The following is a 16,623-nucleotide window of genomic DNA, read 5'->3' on the forward strand; positions in this document are numbered from 1 at the left end:
CTCCCTATAGAGTAAATAATTCGCTGTTCTTTATTTGTTGAGATATTTTCGCTTTCAGCTTCTCTGGCAAAAAGCACAGTTTCTTCACCTGACGAATCAGTTCGTCCTTTAAACCCGCGTTGTGCTTCATGTTGAGAACCGCACCTAAAAGGTTGGCATTACTTGCTTCTAACAGTGCTTTAGCTTGGTCTATTTGGCTTGTCGTTGTGGAGCCGTAACTGGCAACCAATACGCAAGTATCACAGACTCCTGCCACCACTTGAGCTGGGATATTACTGCGGTTCATACTCAATAGTGGTGAGGTATCTATGACCACTCGGTCGTATTGCTCAAGCCAAGCCTCTATTGCTTTTGTCAGCATGGCTGGGTCTCGGTAGGTGAGTTGGGTGCTTGCCATAGAAGGTACAGGCAGACCAACAAGTGTTTGATGGTCTTCTTCACGAGCGATAAGTTGTCCGACACCCTCGGTCTCTTCATCAAATGCGTGCACAGTACGATAGGCTGGCTTAAACAGATTTAAATCGACATAAAGTGTTTTATGACCCGCTAAAATCAAACGTTCTGCCAGTGCAGATGCGACCGACGTTACCCCGTCTTCAGATTGGCATGCAACCACACCGATAGATTTGTAGCCCTTGAGTTCACTTTGAAGGTAGATTTGCTCAATCTCAGCATGTGTTGCAGGAATTGTCATTACAGCGCTCCTATTAACACTATGGTGGTGGTGATTTGTAGCAAGTCACGCAAGCCAGCACGGGCTTTTTCAGCAAAGCTTTCGTCTTTATGCGGAACGTAAATCGTGTCACCCGCACGAATTACAGGCAGGTCGTAAATATTGGCGGTTTTGCTGAATTCAACCAAGTTAAACACGCGCGCCTGACCTTGGCAGCAAGACATGTTCACCACACTGATCTTCTCAACGTAAGCGCTGTCACTTGGTCCACCAGCTTCAGCAAGCAGATCGAGAATGGTCATGTTGTCATTGAAGACATAACGACCTGGTGCGTGTACTTCACCCAGTACGCGAACTGTGGACTCTTTAGAGCGATCTAGCCAGTTCTTGTCTTTTTCTGGAATGTAGATGGTATCGCCGGGGCGCACATCTGGCAGAATCGACTCATCACCAGTTTCAAAGTAAAGCGACAGGTTGAGTTTGCTTACTTTGGCATAACCCAAACCACGATGTGTCACTCGGATGTTGTGAATATCGGCGTCTTTCGTTGGACCATCTGCCGCAGAAAGAATATCTAAGAAATGCATTTCAGTCGTAAAGCGGTAACGACCCGGAGCGTTGATCTGACCAAACACGTAAATCGACGCATCAGAGCTTTGACTTACCCACTGTGATTTGTTGTCTGATGGATCGTCTGGTAATGCATGCACACGAACTACTGTGCCCGCGGATACACTTGGTAGCTTAGAATGTGGCGATCCTTGTAGAATGTATTTATCCAAATCAAACTTGGTCACTTTACCGTTGTTAGAGATTTCAATCTTGCTGGTATCCGCACGGCGAGTAGGGCCGCCCACATGGGCAATCAAATCGATTAAGTCCATTTCGTCTGACCATTCGATACGACCAGGACGAACCACTTCGCCCATCACGGCCACTGCGCGACTTGGTGCTACTTTAAGCCATGATTTTTCATTCATGTCCGTTTTCTCAGGGACGAAGATGGCATCACCCGGCCCCACTGCGGGCACTCTCTGATTCGACAACCCTTCGGTATGAGCTGTTAAGTCGAAATTGATTACGCCGCCATCGGCTTTGATGACGCGGATTTGGCGAGATTCAGCAAAACGTGTTGGACCACCTGCGTTAGCAAGGATGTCCATGAAACTCGCGCCTTTTTTGCCTTCGTAGGCACCAGGATGAGCTACTTCACCCATTACATAAACCACGTTCGCACCGGCTTTGATCTCTTCTTCCTGTTTTGGCACAAAGATGGTTGCTCCCGGTAGGATCTCCGGCAACAAGCTTTGGTCACCTGTATCTAGGTAGCGCTTAAGGTTAAACATAATAGGCGTGTTGTTGGTAATAACACGGATTTGCTCAACACTGGCATAACGAGTCACGCCGCCAGCGCGCATGACCACATCAACAAGGGTCGTGTTAGGTTTGTAGGTAAATGAGCCCGGTGCGTTTACTTCACCGAAGACTTTAATCGCACGAGCAGAATCAGCGCTGTCACCTGAGTTTGCCAGTTTCGCAGCATCGAATTCTTGTTCGATATTACCAACCAAAGGTGAGGCAGGGACGAAGAGCACATCTAATGATTCTAGGGCTGGTAGTTTTGAATCGTCCCCCGTGTCGAGAAAGCGTTTGTAGTCGAACTCAATGCTCTTGTTACCACGTTTTACGATGATTTTATCAAGTTGAGCACCGGCACGTAGACCGCCTGCTTCATAGAGGAACATCTGAATATTTGAGCCCGATGGAAGCGTGTATTCGCCCGGCTTAACCACGTAGCCTTGTACTGAAATTAGAAGCTGTTGCTGTTTGATGAACACGCGTGCGTTGCTTACATCGCGGAATACAGTTTTAAGGTTGTCGGTGATGACGTTCTGAAGTTGAGTCTCGTTGTAACCCGCAACAAAAACGGGACCGATTTCTGGCAGATTAATGCGGCCACGTTTATCTACTTGAAAGCCTTTGTTCAGCGATGCTTCGCCTGGAAGGTTAATTTGCACCAAGTCACCGACTTTAACCACATCATCTTCCGCTGCCCACGTTGTATTAAAGGTGATCAAACACAACATTAGTAGGGTGGTGATGGCTTTGAGGATCCTCATAGTGTGCCTCCCATCTCTGCGCTTGTGTCAGATTTAGCGTTTAGAACTTCAATGCTCACGCGACGATTCGTCAAACGAACTGCAGGAGTTTGTCCTTCGTAAAGGGGGAGTGTTTCTCCCACAGATTTGGTTTGCACACGATCTGAGGTGATTCCGAAGACGTTGAGGTAGCGTTTCACTTGCTCTGCTCGGGCTTGTGCCAACTTTTGGTTGTATTCTGGTGTGCCTGTTGCGTCTGCGTGTCCGGTTACAACCAATGACAAAGAAGGGTGATCGCGGAGAATATACGCCGCTTCAGCAAGATGCCCCATGTATTTAGGGTTGATTTCCGCGGAGTCTACAGCAAATTGATTGTCTACGTTCAGTAAGTCATAGATGTCAGCAACGATATTGAGGTCACTACGTAGCGCTTCGATATCTTGTGGCGGTTTACACGTGGTTTGTGACAGAACGTAATCGAGTTGTTGCTCAAGCTGATTTAGGCGACGGCGTTGAATCACGATGTCATTGGCGGCATCAAGAAGCAATCCTCCTTCCAATTCACGTGCGATGCGGTTTTGTTTTTCAAGCGCCTGTACCACGGCTGCAGGAAAACACCAGCGCGCGCCCTCCTGGATTAACGCGTCCAAATGCAGCTTGGTTAGTTGCCAATCAAAACGTAAACCGTGCTCAGGTCCAAGAGGCTCGTCTGGCATTACTGGTGAAAACTGATAATTCTCGATAGAAATATCTTGGTAGCTTTCCGCCATGCCACCCTGACCGTGATCGGGGTAGTTGAACGTCGAGCAACCAAACATGCCGACAACGAGACCGCACAACACGCTTTGTCGTATAAGTTTCACCATGCCAACCTCCGTATTAACCGGTATTTTTATTAATGACCTTTAGAATTGACCGGGATAGCGTGATTGATACGCAACAGGCTCATGATTTCTAATGGTTGTCCCGATACATTTTCAATACACATACTGCGTTCACGTTCAACTAGGCGCTTATATAAATAAACAATGGCACCAATCCCTGAAGAATCAAGAAATTGGACGTGTTGCAGGTTGATTTCCACTTCCTTGTGATCGTCACTGTGGATCACTTCATCTATTTGGTGCTGGGCTTGACGACAACCTTTGGCGTCGAGGTCACCGAAAAACTCAACCATCAATGTATTGGGTGCAGTTTCTTGTTTGCGCAGTTCCATGTTCCATTCTCCGTGCTCATTATGTCCTGATTTGAATAGAGCAGAGAATGTGCCAATAAAAAATATCAATATAAACAGTTGGTTAATCGAGGTGCTGAGACGCTCTTATTTTGAGAATGGCTTTCTTCTCATTTTGAGAGTCAAAAAAGACAAAGGCGGCAAGCATTTGAAAGTGCCATATCTGTCTGATCTTTATGTGTTAGATTGCACTTAATTGCTTATTGGTGTTGTTCTTGATCGTAGATTGGTAAATGTAAGTTGGGTATTTGAGCTTAGTACGGTTCAATGGAGATGCTTTTTTGTACAAGGTTCCCACATGCCATTAAGAATGACATTGATTGCCCTCGCTGTAATTGCTTCCGCCCAGCCTCATGCTGATCCAAATTTACAACCACCTGTTTCACTCGCTGATTCCTACCAAGATGGAATTGATGTTTCCCAATATTGGTATAGTGAAAAGCTCGATGGCATTCGTGCTTACTGGACGGGACAACATTTAGTGACACGAAATGGAAATCGTATTTACGCGCCTGATTGGTTTATTCGCGTCTTGCCTGATTATCCCTTAGATGGGGAGCTATGGGCCGGGCGGGGCAACTTCCACCTTGTTCAACAAACCGTGTTAGATAAAACCCCAATTGAAAGTGCATGGCAACGTATCGACTTTATGTTGTTTGATATGCCTTATTCGGCGGGTGACTACAGGAAGCGTTACTACAACATTCAAGATTTGGTATTTGCCATCGACGCACCTCATATTAAGTATGTTGAGCATCGTGCGATTCAAGATGAGAAACATTTGTTCGAACAACTTGACCAAATTTCGCAATCTGATGGTGAAGGTGTGATGTTGAGAAAGGTATCAAGCCGTTATCAGGCGGGAAGAGGCAGTGATTTACTCAAGCTTAAACGCTTTGAGGATGCTGAAGCGACGGTCATCGGTTATAAGCCAGGAACAGGGCGATTGTTAGGGATGATGGGTGCAGTACTGGTAAGGTTAGCTGACGGCACAGAGTTTTACATTGGCAGCGGTTTTACTGATGACGTGAGGAAGTCCCCGCCAAGAATTGGGGCAACGATTACTTTCCGATACAACGGCTATACGCATAACGGTAAGCCAAGATTCGCGCGATTCTTAAGAGAGCGAGTGCCTCATTGATGATGCTCTATTGGCTTCCTACTTGAACACCACATCTTTTGAACAAACTTTTCCAGAATTGCACGTGATCCATGGTCTGAAGTCTGAACTGCTCATGTGCATTTTCAATTCCGTAACTTGCACCGTGCGCCGCCATTCTCTGTTCGACTAAGTTGATTCCACCGTCAAGTTGCTGATAGGTACTATCGACAAACGCCATGTATGGTTGAACCTCGGCGACATAAATGGACTGAAAGACGTTCCTCAAGTAACGAAATTGCGTGGTATCACGATTCGCACCGCAAATTATTTTGTCTTGGTTTGCTTTAAGCATTTGCGTGGTTTGTTCTAGCCACTGGGTCGCATCAATGAGTGTGTAATAGAGTCGACCAACAAGGCGTGTTTTTTCAATCTCTTCTTGATAATTCACTATGGTTACGTCGGGTAAGCGCGAAAGGGTTCGATAAGGTGTTTGATACATCTCGTCCAGCGCAAGGAAAGCGTCTCGCACATGGGCAACTTGGTCTTTACTGTCCAACGGCAACCATTCAGAGCCCGTAAGTTGTTTGCGCATCGCATCGCTGGTAAGCAGCATATTGTCGAGGTGTATTGTTAGATGATGCCATTTCTGATCGTACAAGCCGTTAAGCTTTACACTTTCTTCATCACTTAGAGGGTAATCACTCAAACAGCCATTCAACGTTCTAAGCAAACTCGTTTGGTAATCGAAGTCATAAAAAGCATCTTGGACCTTACCCAGTTGCGAGTTCTTTTCTGCGAGCAAGTTAAACAGACCACATTGGCGTAATTGGTAGCTTTCTAGCAAACCAAGTGATAGGCGGGGGAGCTCTTGGAATAGATCTCTTTTATCAGGAATGGTAACGGCAGGAGAGGCTTCTAGTTGAGATTCTGATACATCTAACACATTCGCCAGGCGTTGATTGTATTTTTCGAATACAGCTTTCTCTGGGTTAAACCATTCGTTACACCCACAGAGTAAGGTTGTCGTTAGCAAAAGCACCGTAGCAACAAGTGAACTTCTCACAGCATTTCCTTTTTAATCACTCAGATAAGTATACTTTGTGATACGCGGGAGAGATCAAAAAAGCCAGCGAGTGCTGGCTTTAATATTTAGGGCGTTGAAGTCCGAATTATTGCTGAGAGAAGTTCAGTTGTACTTCTGGATCTTGGCGGTGCATCCAGCGTAGACGAATACCCAATAGGAACGCTGCTGAAGAAAGACCAATGATAAAGCCTAACCAGAAGCCTTGAGCGCCCATTGGTTCCACAATCCAATCTGTACGTCCGAGCACATAGCCGATTGGCAAACCAAGCAACCAGTATGCGATAAAGGTACGATTGAAGATAGCACGCATGTCTTTGTAGCCGCGCAGAGCACCGGCCGCTATCACTTGCACCGCATCTGTACATTGGTAGATTGCTGCAAACAGCAATAGCACCATCGCCAATTCAATTACCTCTGGGTTATTGGTGTAAAGCAGGGCAATTTGTTCACGGAAGATGACAGTTAGAATCGCTGTCATCATCGCAAGCGCAAGACCCACCATGACACCTACGCGAGAGGCAACACGAGCACCATCGACGTTTTCTTCACCCAAACGGTGACCAACGCGAATACTTACTGCAGCACCCACGCTCATTGGCAACATAAATACCAGCGAAGAGAAGTTAATTGCGACTTGGTGCGCGGCAACAATGATCGAACCTAGTGGCGAGACTAAAAGCGCAACCACAGCAAACAGGGTAACTTCAAAGAATAACGCCGCAGCAACTGGAAAACCCAGTTTGAACAAGCGAATCTGTGCTTTTAGTTGAGGCTTATGGAACTCACCAAACAGGTTGATGCTTTTTAGTCGAGCAGACGTCGTCACGTATAGAAGCAGTAAGCCAAACATAACCCAGTACACAATTGCCGTAGCAACACCACAGCCCACGCCGCCTAGTGCCGGCGCTCCGAATTTACCGTAAACGAAAATCCAGTTCAGTGGGATATTCAGCATCAAGCCAATAAAACCAATCACCATCGCTGGCTTGGTCAGAGACATACCGTCAGTAAAGCTACGCAAGGTTTGGAACAACAAGAATGCAGGTACAGCGAAGATCACGGCATGAATGTAACCCACCGTCTTTTCTGTCATAGCGGCTTCAACGTCCATAAACCCAAGAATGAACTGCGTTTGGAATAGTACGCCGATAATAGGAATACTGATAAGCAACGCAAGGACAATGCCTTGTTGGATCTCAAATGGGATTTTAACGCGTCGACCAGAGCCGTTCAGCTGAGCGACTACTGGTACAAGCGCCATTAATAAGCCCACACCAAACAGAATTGATGGAAGCCAAATACTTGCTGCCACAGATACCGCCGCCATGTCGGTCGCGCTGACGCCACCAGCCATTACGGTATCCACAAAGCCCATGCCTGTTTGCGCGACAGAAGCGATCAACACAGGGGTTGCTAATTTGATAAGACTCGATGCTTCTTCTTTATAGCGATGCACGAAATACTCCAGAGCGGAACAATATGTTGTAAAAGAAATTATTTGAAAAGATAGAGAGCGCTTGAGGACAAAAGACGTGATGAACTGATCTGATGGTTGATTTTAGTCACTATAAGGTGAAAAAATGCCTCGAAGGAACTCCGCGCAGATGATAAACAATTGTATGCTCAGATACCATACCCACAAGATGTGGATTTTTGGTTAATTGATAGACGATTATAAAAATCATCTGCGGACGTTTGTCTTGGCTATCAGTCGCTTCTAAAAAAATAGGTAAAAAGTATGTTTACAGGAATCGTTCAGGGTACGGCTAAAGTCGTTCATATCGACAAGAAAGATCGTTTTCAAACTCACGTTGTTGAACTTGAAGGCGCGCTAAGTGAAGGTCTTGAAATTGGTGCCTCTGTTGCGCACAACGGTTGTTGCCTTACAGTAACGAAAATTGAAGGATCGCAAATCAGCTTTGACCTAATGCAAGCGACGCTAGCGCTGACCAACCTTGGCGAATTGACAGCAGGCGATAGTGTGAATATTGAGCGCGCTGCTAAGTTTGGTGATGAGATCGGCGGTCATAGCATGTCAGGGCACATTAGCTTAATGGCAGAAATCGCTGAAGTGATTGATACACCAAACAACCGCACGATTTGGTTTACGCTACCACAAGAATCAATGAAATACGTACTTGCGAAAGGGTACATTGGTTTAGACGGATGTTCGCTCACGATTGGTGAAGTCGAAGATAATCGTTTCTCCGTTCATTTAATTCCAGAAACGTTAGAGAGAACCCTATTCGGGCGTCGCCAAGTCGGTGAAAAGATCAACGTAGAATTTGACCCACAAACACAAGCGATTGTTGATACGGTCGAGCGTGTATTAGCAGCGAAGCAGCTTTAAGTCTGTAAGGCATAGCGAGCTTGGTTTATCGAGGTAGTCAAAATAAACGGACATAAATAACAAAGGAGCACTTGCGGCTCCTTTTCATATTTCTATTGGGGGGGATTTGCGTAATTACTCGTAATTGTCGTCGATGAACAATTCAACTTTCTGCTGCAATTCATCAACTTTCATGTTGAGGTGAATGGCATGACAACAAGCCGGACAGTCATCATAGAACTCTTGATTACCGTTACTTGCATCGAGGGTGATGCCGATTGAGTGCCCACAATGGGGACATTTCACATGTCTTTCAGTGTAATTTTGCATACATAAACTCCTAGTATTGCAGGGCTTTTAATACTTTGTTGTTTAGAAAATACAGCCCTTAGTTACTCGCTTGCCTCTTAGGGTTAGAGATACAACGTAAGCCGAGTTACTTAGAATATTAGGCGCTATGGTTGCTAATTGAGTCGAAATAAGTACAAAAGTTGACCCCAAACCCAACGTTGGACTTGAGGTCATTATCTAGGGTGATATGCGTCGAAAATTTACACTCAGTAATGATCTTTCCCTTCCAAATCAATAGGAAATTATCTTCTTAATTATCGATTGTGCTTGCTCAAGATAATGCCCGCCGAATAGGTTGCAATGATTCAAGATGTGATAAAGATTGTAAATGTCTTTGCGTTCTTGATAGCCGAGCGGAAGTGGCGCAACTGATTCATATCCTTGATAAAATTCAGGTTGAAAACCGCCAAATAGCTCGGTCATAGCAAGATCACATTCTCGATCTCCCCAATAACAAGAAGGGTCATAACAAATAGGACCAGCGGGTGTGAGCGCCACATTGCCGTTCCATAGATCACCATGCAGTAGGGAAGGTTGTGGGGAGTGATTAGCGAGAAGCTGTTTCACGACGTCAATAAAGTCATCGATGTCTACCAGAGAAACGCCTTTCTCTTTAAGCAGTTGTAACTGCCACCCGATGCGTTGCTCCGCGAAAAATACTGACCACTTTTTATGCCATTGGTTTGGCTGAAGTGTAGAGCCTATGTAGTTGTCTGTATCGAAGCCAAATTCTTTCTGTTCACCCCATAAATGCAGGCGCGCTAATTGTTCACCAAATTTAAAGCTGTTATCGCTATCTTCAAGCGTTTTAGTGGGAAGGAAATTGAGGATGATAAAACTGTGCGTTTTGGTTTTACCGACCAAAACGACTTCTGGGACAAATAGAGTAGAGGTTTCGCGCAATAGGTGAAGGCTTTCTGCTTCTACTTCAAAATTGGCTAAGAAATCCCGATCATTAATTTTGACGAAATAGCGCTGCTCTCCGTCATTGATCATATAGCTTTCACTGATGTCTCCACCGGAAAGTTTTACCTTCTCGGTGATCTGATATTCGAACATCAAGGTATCAGAAAGCTGCTGCGATATTGCTTGCCACATACAAAACCTCGCTTATCTATTTGACCAACAATAGTTTAGGATAAACGGCGGAACATTGACGCGCAGTTAAGCAAACTTCGACAATAATTCTTCCGCATATAGTAGAAAATGTTTATAAGTGTGAATCACGTCGCCTATAACCCTATGATTTATCGGCTTAACATATGGAGCTAAAACAGCACAGCTAGTATTATTATTTTTTTGACTTTAGTTCCATTGGTGGCATGAAAATACTGATTTGTGATGACTCGGCGGTCGCACGAAAGTTGATTACCCGATCCATCGTACAAGATACATCATTGCACCTACTCGAAGCCCAAGATGGTCACGAGGCATTGAAAATCCTAACGGAACAAAATATTGACGTTTTGTTCCTCGATTTGACTATGCCAGTCATGGATGGCTTCGAAGTACTAGAGTCCCTGCCTGTTAGTCAATACCAAACCAAAATTGTCATCATTTCGGGTGATGTCCAGCAAGAGGCTAAACAACGCTGCTTAGATCTTGGGGCGATGGATTTCATTGCTAAACCATTATCCGAAGAACAGGTTATTCCTCTCTATGAAACGCTCGGTCTTCATTATGCCGTTAGTGCTCACACTGAAATTGAACCTCAACATACGTTAGAAGTTACGCCGCTAGCAAAGTTCCGTGAAGTTGCCAATATTGCATTAGGTAAGGGCGCTGCAATTATGGCGGACCATCTACGTGAGTTTATTCAATTGCCTGTCCCTCACGTTGGTCCTTTGTCTTACGGTGAATTACATATGACGCTGGTGGATGTGATTGGGCGAGACAGCTCAGTTGCGGTGGCACAAAGGTTCGTAGGGGGAGGTATACACGGAGAGGCGTTGGTTTGTCTGCGTGGTAAAGATATCAACCAAATCGGCGAACGACTCGGATACTTACTTGAATTCACGCCACACAACGAAATCATCCTTAATGTATCGAACTTACTGGTGTCTTCATTCCTAACTTCTCTTGGGAGCCAGTTAGACAAGCAGTTTTCGTTACGCCAACCAGGAATCATCGAGAACATTACCCCTTACAGCGAAGAGAAAAACGAATCTGGTGAACTCTTTACCATTGAATACACCTACATGGCAGAATCACTCGATTTTGAGTGTGAAGTTCTGTTTTTGATAGATAAATCATCCGTAGACATCATCTATGACATCATGGAGCTAATCTAATGTCCGAAATCACGCTGGACATAGCAGACTTTCACTGGGTTACCCAAATTCTGGATACCATGGACTCTGGGCTTATTGTCCTCGACCAAGACTATAAAGTCTGCGTTTGGAACAGCTTTATGCAGTCGTACAGTGGTATTTTGTCGCAAAACATTCTCGGAGAGTGCTTATTTGACCATTTTGAAGATCTTCCGAGAAGGTGGTTAGAGACAAAACTCAAGACATCAGCAGATTTAGAAACACGTTCATTTTCTAGCTGGGAAAATCGACCATACCTTTTCAAGTTCAACAACTTTTCTCCGGTTTCTAACAGCAGCAACTTGATGTTCCAAGACATTGTGATTACGCCATTGCGCTCGTTGTCAGGTGAAATTAGCCATATTGCAATTCAGATTAATGATGTTTCAGAAACGGCGCGTAACCGTATCCATTTGAGAGAAACTAACCAACACTTATCGGAAATCAGCCGTAAAGATGGTCTCACTGGTCTATTTAATCGGGCTTTTTGGGAACAATCTCTGAAGGACGAATTTGCGCAACTTAAAGTGATTGAAGGGGCGAGCTCGTTAGTGATCTTTGATATCGACCATTTTAAAAAGGTCAACGATACCTATGGACACCACACGGGGGACGAAGTGATTCGTCGTACCTCAAGCTTGTTACGTAAAACGGCACGTAGCAGCGATGTATGTGGTCGTTTTGGTGGTGAAGAGTTTACGGTTTTGCTGCCACATACTAATCAAGAGCAAGCTTGTTACTTTGCAGAACGTTTAAGAAAGCGAATTGAACAAGAAATCGTGAAAGTTGAAGACTTTTTGATTAACTACACGATCAGTATCGGCGTTTGCGAGTATAAATCGTATTTCGAAAGCCACACACAATGGCTTAAGAGTGCCGATGCTGCGTTATATCGCGCTAAAGAAAATGGTCGAAACCAAACTTGTAGTCATGAAGACGACTAGGGGATACTAGGGATTGTTGAACTTTTGTAGTTAAATTTTATTCGAGATAAAGGCGTTTTAATCGCGACGAGAGGCTTGTCGCCTAGTCATTTTAAGTAAATGCCTCTGCCTTGTATAAATAACTCACAAACTGCTGAAAACATCAGCTCGAAAGGTGAACAGTACCGAACTCAATTGGTTGAAAACCATCCAGTTAGTGCGTCAACTCTCATTAATATGAAATAAGTTAATGAAATTTTCTCGGCATGTCTTACTATTGAAACTATTTCGCTTTCAGCTTCGAAGGCTTGCATTAAACGGAGAAAAACAGTGGTTGTAGAAACCGATGGATATCTCGCTCTAATTGAGCACTTGTCACTTAACTTAGATATTTTCACGTCTGAAATCGGTGACACAGGATCAGAAAGCATTGAAGATGTTGTGACTGACATGGTTGCATCGAACATCATGGCGATATTCGAGCAAAACCCAGAGTTGCATTCAAGCGTGCGTTTTAAGTTGCTAAAAGAGGCAGATGCGGTCGTTGAAGATTTGGGTGAAGTACTTGCGGGTGTATGGTCAAAGAAAGCGACGAATGAGCAGATTGCCTTTTTGGATGAGTACATCGCATTAGTTAAAAACCTGTTTGATACCGCGGTAGCGACCTACGACTGATTCTCTTCTTGCGTCATTCAAATTCAAGAAGAGTTACATTGTAACTCTTCTTACTTGCCAAAATTTCGATGCCCAATATGGGTTGTCGATTCTCGAAATGATCACGCCTTTTGAAGTAGAAGCGTGCATGAACTGTTTGTTCCCAAGATAAATGCCCACGTGGTATGTGCTTCGTTTGGTTTTGAAAAATACCAAATCACCTTGTTGGGCGTCCGACCAACTCATTTCAACACCTTGTTTAGACTGTTGGCGGGTAGTACGCGGCAGCGACATTTTGTATGCCTCAACAAACGCTTTTTGAACAAAAGCCGAACAGTCGATGCCTGACTTTTTAGTTCCACCTAGTCGATAAGGCGTGCCTTCCCACTCATTATAGAATTGGTACAAATCCTGATTGTCGGACAACAGCTGATTGACGGGCAGGGAGGCGTTGACTTGCGTTTCTGGATCTGGACCTGACGAGCACGCACTGAGTAGCACACTGATTATTAAAGGAAAAAATAAATGACGAACCTTGCTCACTGGTCATCTCCATGACTTAAAACTGAAATATTAGCGTCATAATCAACACCTAGTATGGGCTGAAAATCACGTTTTTGTCTCACTTATGTGACGAAAAAGCGGACACGTTGATTCAAACTCAGGAAAGAACATCCATTGATTATGACAAAGCGCAAACGTTTACGCCTTTCTTTTTCACTGATTCAAACTATCAGTGCAACATTTCTAACTATCATCGCACTTGTTATAGCCCTTTCTATCTCAAGTTTCAAAGGAGTGGAGCAGGTGGGTGACCAATTTAATGCCTTGTCTCAAAAAGCGTTACCAATGGCAATGGCAAACGCGACACTCACAAGGAACGTGTTGGAACAGGTGAAACTGCTTAATTATGGAATGCAAATAACCGATCCTAATGAACTTCCTTTGATTACATCTCAAATCGAAGAACTGGCAAGTCAAAGCGACGACCTAATCGAGCAAACGTCCGGCGTTGCTGATCATCTCTCCAGTATGCTCCAAGGAAATGTCGCAGAACTTCATCAAATCACCAACTCCATTTTATCCAAACAGTCTGCGGTGATTCAGATGCAAAGTGACATTAACTCGGCTGTTGGCGGGTTTCGTTACGGTCTTAGTTCGATTGGACCTGAGATGAACCGCATCAGTTCATTTCTTAGTAACGAAAATCCTGAATCGAGTGATGCAGCAAATCGTTTTATCGCCTCTGCAAGTTCAATGGAAAGCACTTTCTTGGTCATGATGATGCAAACTGAGCTAGGAAAAGCGGAGCGAGAATACAAGGAGATGCGCAATCGCATCGCTGGCATCAATCTCGCTTTTGATGATTTCAAAGAATGGCACCCAGAAGTTAACGAGTTTGCTAGCCTCATTGCGCCTTATGAAATGGTACAGGCGGGCTTCAAGGACGATGGTGTACTCCGTTTAATATTGGCAAAGTTGGAAAGGAGTGAGCAGCAAAAAGCTGAGTTTCAACGTGCCTCTCAGCTTTCAAATGAAACCATGTATTTACTCGATCAAGTGTCTGATGCGGCCTCCGCTTTGATCAAAGAACGTGAAACCGTGGTCCAGAAAACAATTAAAAACGTTATTTTTATGGTGGTTACTGCCGCTGGTGTTATCTCTCTGGTTATCCTCGTAACGTGGTTTGGTCTAAGAATGTGGATTAATCGAGGTCTTAGAAATATTCTGAATCGCTTGTCGGCATTAACAGAGCATGACTTTCGCGACAAAGCTCAAGAGGTAGGTCCGTTTGAACTCAAAGAAGTCGCACGCAAGCTCAATCTTGTCATCGCCTCAACGCACGACTCTATTTCTACCGTGACTCGTAATTGCGATATCTTGTACCAAACTGCAGAAATCAGCCACGGTGCTGCTGAGCAAACAAATCAAAGCTTAACCACGCAAAATGAAGCGTTAATGAGCATGGTGACGACGATCACTCAGTTAGAAGCGTCGATTCGGGAGATTGCATCGGTCACTAATGCTTCGTCTGAAGATTCGTATTTAGCGACGGAGCATACAGTGAAAGGTGTGAGTGTTGTGGAACAAAATCGCCTGCGTTTGGAATCACTAGAGAGCTCTCTCAACACAAACGAACAATCTATGATGGAGCTCGATCTGCGCGTAAAACAAATTCGTGAAATGGTTGACATGATCAGTGGCATTGCTGACAACACTAACTTACTTGCGTTGAACGCAGCGATTGAAGCAGCGCGTGCAGGAGAGCAAGGAAGAGGCTTTGCGGTCGTTGCCGATGAGGTTCGTAAGCTCGCCAGTGATACCTCGCAGCAAACCACCAATATTCGTGAAATGATGAATGAGTTAGTTATCGCAGCGGATCGTTCTCGGAAGGCTGTGAATGATTCACGTGAGGAAATGTCTTCTGCGTTGCAGTCAAGTCATCAAGTGAAATCTACCTTTACTGAAATTAATGAAGCGGTTCAGCTTATCCAGCAACGTGTCGACCAAATTTCTGTTGCGACAGAAGAGCAAGAACGCGCTACTGCTGAAGTTTCTCAAGCTATCTCACACCTTTCTGAGCAAGGTGAACATACCAAACTTCAGTTGGAAGCCATGGTTGAGAGCTCGGAACAAGTCGCAGACATCGCAGGGCATCAACAAACGATGCTGCATAAATACGAACTGCTTAAAGTGAGTTGATCCAACATTAGGTAAGAGCAACCGAACTTCCTATACGACCAAAGGCAGGGCAATCGCTCTGCCTTTTTAATTTTCGACTCCAAGAGTGAGTGACCTAAATCGCAAATTGGCTCATTGCACCCAAAAAGCAAAGGTAATCTAACGCCAACCGATATACGTTGAAGCTGGTAAGCTTTTCTGCGCTAGGTCACTTGCCTTTGTACTCAGAAGAAGCAAAACAAAAATGCCAACAAAATGAGGAATGATTCTTTGGTCGATAAAGTATGTCCAGTGGTATTAAGAGACCAAAATAACGAGATTCTTCTTTTCAAACATCCTCTTGCAGGCGTTCAGTTGGTGAAAGGCACTGTTGAACCCCTCGATTACGACTTCTTAAGTGCGACAAAAAGAGAATTGGCAGAAGAGTCGGGGATTGAACTGGTCAATCAAACAACCTACTTAGGGGCTTGGGAGAGTGGGTTTCAAGAGCAGATTTGGCATTTCGTTTTGTGTGAATGTGAAGCGTTGCCGGAACAGTGGGTCTTCCACACTCAAGATGATGGTGGGCATGATTTTGAATTCTTTTGGCATAAGGTGACAGAAGACATTTCTTTTCGTGCGCACCCTGTTTTTCAACATGCTTTAGAGCAAGTTCGTGAGTTTATTCGTCTTGAGGCAATGAAGTGAAAGTTGGAATCGGTAATCACACGAATGGTGAGTTGTTTCAAGAACTCAAAGAACAACGTATTCAATTCAATCAGTTTGCCTTACAGCTGTTTGAAGACCAAATGATACAAACCAAACAACGTGGCCAGACATTGTCTGTATTGGAAACAACGCCTTCGGAATTAAGGGCTCCTTTTGGAGCAACGCTGGCTGAGCTTGTTGCTCATGCAGCTCTGAAAGGGCTAGAGCCTTGTCCGCTCGCCGTCGCATCATACTTGTTACTTCAAGGTATTTCGCTCACAAAAGATGAATACATAATGCTCGCTTCTTTGCCTCTTGCTCAGGAAGAGACCTATCCCAGAGGTTTATATCTGCGCAAGTGGGATGATGGTGTGTGGCTAAGAGGTTATCGATGTGAGGATGCCTTTATCTTTCCGCCTTCGATGAAGTTTTTGTTCATTGACTTAAAAGCACCACAAGAGGGATAACTTTGACCTACGTTTACCATCGCGTACCA

The 16,623-nt window shown here is 44.6% G+C and carries 17 protein-coding genes; 8 read left to right on the forward strand and 9 right to left on the reverse strand.

Translation table 11 applies throughout. The features are described 5' to 3' along the window. Positions 1–4: 4 nt before the first annotated feature. Genes OH459_RS15585 through OH459_RS15600 form a run of 4 tightly spaced genes read right to left on the reverse strand, consistent with a single transcriptional unit; the run spans position 5 to position 3,988 of the window. Positions 5–694, reverse strand: a complete 690-nt coding sequence (locus OH459_RS15585; protein ID WP_269987623.1) for an AAA family ATPase — start codon at positions 692–694, stop codon at positions 5–7. Beyond that, complete coding sequence (locus OH459_RS15590) at positions 694–2,793, reverse strand: SLBB domain-containing protein (protein WP_009697760.1); 2,100 nt, start codon at positions 2,791–2,793, stop codon at positions 694–696. Before OH459_RS15590 ends, OH459_RS15585 begins: the two co-directional genes overlap by 1 nt. Then, on the reverse strand, positions 2,790–3,638 hold the full coding sequence (locus OH459_RS15595; protein ID WP_005445864.1) for an OmpA family protein: 849 nt from the start codon (positions 3,636–3,638) through the stop codon (positions 2,790–2,792). The genes OH459_RS15590 and OH459_RS15595 overlap by 4 nt, the downstream gene beginning before the upstream one ends. Positions 3,639–3,667: 29 nt before the next feature. Beyond that, positions 3,668–3,988, reverse strand: a complete 321-nt coding sequence (locus OH459_RS15600) for an STAS domain-containing protein (RefSeq protein WP_005445863.1) — start codon at positions 3,986–3,988, stop codon at positions 3,668–3,670. Between the two features lie 316 nt (positions 3,989–4,304). Here OH459_RS15600 and OH459_RS15605 point away from each other — a divergent pair, with 316 nt between their 5' ends. Continuing rightward, on the forward strand, positions 4,305–5,147 hold the full coding sequence (locus tag OH459_RS15605; RefSeq protein ID WP_005445862.1) for a DNA ligase: 843 nt from the start codon (positions 4,305–4,307) through the stop codon (positions 5,145–5,147). A gap of 7 nt (positions 5,148–5,154) precedes the next feature. Here the strand turns inward: OH459_RS15605 and OH459_RS15610 are convergent, their stop codons facing one another. Both OH459_RS15610 and OH459_RS15615 read right to left on the reverse strand, forming a co-directional pair. After that, positions 5,155–6,171, reverse strand: coding sequence for a DUF3080 domain-containing protein (locus OH459_RS15610; RefSeq protein ID WP_269987628.1), 1,017 nt, complete (start codon positions 6,169–6,171; stop codon positions 5,155–5,157). A 106-nt stretch (positions 6,172–6,277) separates the two neighbouring features. Beyond that, positions 6,278–7,648 carry an MATE family efflux transporter gene (locus OH459_RS15615; RefSeq protein WP_005445850.1) on the reverse strand — a complete coding sequence of 457 codons (1,371 nt, stop codon included), beginning with the start codon at positions 7,646–7,648 and terminating at the stop codon, positions 6,278–6,280. A gap of 282 nt (positions 7,649–7,930) precedes the next feature. On the opposite strand from OH459_RS15615, the gene OH459_RS15620 reads away from it, so the two are divergent. After that, on the forward strand, positions 7,931–8,542 hold the full coding sequence (locus OH459_RS15620; protein WP_005445847.1) for a riboflavin synthase: 612 nt from the start codon (positions 7,931–7,933) through the stop codon (positions 8,540–8,542). A 114-nt stretch (positions 8,543–8,656) separates the two neighbouring features. Here the strand turns inward: OH459_RS15620 and OH459_RS15625 are convergent, their stop codons facing one another. Further along, a complete protein-coding gene (locus OH459_RS15625) occupies positions 8,657–8,851 on the reverse strand; it encodes a CPXCG motif-containing cysteine-rich protein (RefSeq protein ID WP_005427574.1) in 195 nt (64 codons plus the stop codon). 252 nt (positions 8,852–9,103) lie between these two features. Then, complete coding sequence (locus OH459_RS15630) at positions 9,104–9,970, reverse strand: fructosamine kinase family protein (RefSeq protein WP_005445845.1); 867 nt, start codon at positions 9,968–9,970, stop codon at positions 9,104–9,106. 224 nt (positions 9,971–10,194) lie between these two features. Here OH459_RS15630 and OH459_RS15635 point away from each other — a divergent pair, with 224 nt between their 5' ends. The 3 genes from OH459_RS15635 to OH459_RS15645 all read left to right on the forward strand — a co-directional run bounded on the left by OH459_RS15635 (position 10,195) and on the right by OH459_RS15645 (position 12,779). Further along, a complete protein-coding gene (locus OH459_RS15635) occupies positions 10,195–11,163 on the forward strand; it encodes a response regulator (protein WP_045489276.1) in 969 nt (322 codons plus the stop codon). After that, positions 11,163–12,125, forward strand: a complete 963-nt coding sequence (locus OH459_RS15640) for a GGDEF domain-containing protein (protein WP_005445843.1) — start codon at positions 11,163–11,165, stop codon at positions 12,123–12,125. The genes OH459_RS15635 and OH459_RS15640 overlap by 1 nt, the downstream gene beginning before the upstream one ends. Positions 12,126–12,434: 309 nt before the next feature. Then, entirely contained in the window at positions 12,435–12,779 is a 345-nt protein-coding gene (locus tag OH459_RS15645; RefSeq protein WP_005445842.1) for a DUF3802 family protein, read from the forward strand. A 33-nt stretch (positions 12,780–12,812) separates the two neighbouring features. On the opposite strand, the gene OH459_RS15650 is transcribed toward OH459_RS15645, so the two are convergent. Continuing rightward, complete coding sequence (locus OH459_RS15650) at positions 12,813–13,301, reverse strand: NlpC/P60 family protein (protein ID WP_045489279.1); 489 nt, start codon at positions 13,299–13,301, stop codon at positions 12,813–12,815. Positions 13,302–13,442: 141 nt separating this feature from the next. Between OH459_RS15650 and OH459_RS15655 the strand changes: the two genes are divergently transcribed. The 3 genes from OH459_RS15655 (at position 13,443) to OH459_RS15665 (ending at position 16,594) form a co-directional block, all read left to right on the forward strand. Continuing rightward, positions 13,443–15,461 carry a methyl-accepting chemotaxis protein gene (locus tag OH459_RS15655; RefSeq protein WP_269987637.1) on the forward strand — a complete coding sequence of 673 codons (2,019 nt, stop codon included), beginning with the start codon at positions 13,443–13,445 and terminating at the stop codon, positions 15,459–15,461. 249 nt (positions 15,462–15,710) lie between these two features. After that, entirely contained in the window at positions 15,711–16,127 is a 417-nt protein-coding gene (locus OH459_RS15660) for an NUDIX hydrolase (RefSeq protein ID WP_269987639.1), read from the forward strand. Then, positions 16,124–16,594 carry a hypothetical protein gene (locus OH459_RS15665; RefSeq protein ID WP_269987641.1) on the forward strand — a complete coding sequence of 157 codons (471 nt, stop codon included), beginning with the start codon at positions 16,124–16,126 and terminating at the stop codon, positions 16,592–16,594. The genes OH459_RS15660 and OH459_RS15665 overlap by 4 nt, the downstream gene beginning before the upstream one ends. Positions 16,595–16,623 lie beyond the last annotated feature (29 nt).

It is taken from the genome of Vibrio sp. MM46, from assembly GCF_027587135.1.
Classification (GTDB): Bacteria; Pseudomonadota; Gammaproteobacteria; order Enterobacterales; family Vibrionaceae; genus Vibrio; species Vibrio harveyi.

Coding starts and splice junctions, on each gene's coding strand:
- OH459_RS15585 (WP_269987623.1), bottom strand. CDS start 694: ATGACAATTCCTGCAACACATGCTGAGATTGAGCAAATCTACCTTCAA.
- OH459_RS15655 (WP_269987637.1), top strand. CDS start 13,443: ATGACAAAGCGCAAACGTTTACGCCTTTCTTTTTCACTGATTCAAACT.
- OH459_RS15600 (WP_005445863.1), bottom strand. CDS start 3,988: ATGGAACTGCGCAAACAAGAAACTGCACCCAATACATTGATGGTTGAG.
- OH459_RS15605 (WP_005445862.1), top strand. CDS start 4,305: ATGCCATTAAGAATGACATTGATTGCCCTCGCTGTAATTGCTTCCGCC.
- OH459_RS15625 (WP_005427574.1), bottom strand. CDS start 8,851: ATGCAAAATTACACTGAAAGACATGTGAAATGTCCCCATTGTGGGCAC.
- OH459_RS15595 (WP_005445864.1), bottom strand. CDS start 3,638: ATGGTGAAACTTATACGACAAAGCGTGTTGTGCGGTCTCGTTGTCGGC.
- OH459_RS15590 (WP_009697760.1), bottom strand. CDS start 2,793: ATGAGGATCCTCAAAGCCATCACCACCCTACTAATGTTGTGTTTGATC.
- OH459_RS15635 (WP_045489276.1), top strand. CDS start 10,195: ATGAAAATACTGATTTGTGATGACTCGGCGGTCGCACGAAAGTTGATT.
- OH459_RS15630 (WP_005445845.1), bottom strand. CDS start 9,970: ATGTGGCAAGCAATATCGCAGCAGCTTTCTGATACCTTGATGTTCGAA.
- OH459_RS15640 (WP_005445843.1), top strand. CDS start 11,163: ATGTCCGAAATCACGCTGGACATAGCAGACTTTCACTGGGTTACCCAA.
- OH459_RS15620 (WP_005445847.1), top strand. CDS start 7,931: ATGTTTACAGGAATCGTTCAGGGTACGGCTAAAGTCGTTCATATCGAC.